General features: G+C 53.4%; 1 protein-coding gene. It reads right to left on the bottom strand.

Features of this window, described 5'->3' with window-relative positions; all coding sequences use genetic code 11:
• Positions 1-860, bottom strand: an 860-nt coding sequence (locus tag FDX11_RS15145) for a tape measure protein (protein WP_137398164.1), incomplete at both ends; no start/stop codon positions are given.

The following is an 860-nucleotide window of genomic DNA, read 5'->3' as shown; positions in this document are numbered from 1 at the left end:
TTATCCCAGGCTTTAGCCGCGTATTGCCCGGCCAGAATGACCTGTTCCTGTGTCGCATCATTGCCGAGAGACTGCTGTGCATTAAGCACGGCCTGAGCTCGCGATAACTCACCAACACTGCCCGCTGACAACTCGGCCTTTTGCCTCAGCTCATCCAGTTTTTGGTTAACCGTCTCCTGTGCTTTAGCGTACTGCTCAGCTTCTTTCTGAGCTGCAGACTTTCCGCCCTTCGCTTTAGAACCACCTGTAGTGGCAGTGGCTTTTATTTCGATAGGTTTAGTGGCTGCGGCTGTTTTCTGAACCGCATCCCAACCGGCGCGAGAGGCCTTCTCCCACGCTTCAGCTGTAAGTTGCGCGGATTTCTCCTCGTTCTCTTTCTGCCAGTCACCAAAGCCAAGCCAACTCCATGTTCTCGCTCGCTTAGCGTACATTTCGGCTTCAGAGCGCAGATCTGCTATTTGCTGACTGGCGGTAGCGGCCTGCCCGGTAAGCCTGCCAATGGCAACAGCGAGAGAATCGATAACCAGAACCATCCCGTTGCTAGCCCCTGTAGCCTGGTTAATATTATCAACCATGGTCAGGAAAGAGTTGGTGAGAGCGGTATTGGCCTGTGAAAGCGTGCGAGGGAGTTTCTCGAACTCTGCATTAACTGAACCGGTTTGCTTCTGAATTGCGTTGAGGGCATCTTCAGCAGTCAGTTTCCCATCCAGCATCAGCTGGCGAAGCTCTCCAATACTTACGCCCATCCCAGCGGCAATCTGACGCGCCAGTTCAGGCATTTGTTCAAGGATGGAGTTGAATTCCTCAGCCCGGATAGTGCCAGAGGAGATCGACTGGCCGAACTGACGAAGAGCATTAGC

The sequence above is a fragment of the Citrobacter sp. wls714 genome, assembly GCF_005281025.1.
GTDB classification, from domain to species: Bacteria; Pseudomonadota; Gammaproteobacteria; order Enterobacterales; family Enterobacteriaceae; genus Citrobacter; species Citrobacter werkmanii.
The sequence above is the reverse complement of the archived record's forward strand: the minus strand, read 5'-3'. Positions and strand labels throughout refer to the sequence as shown.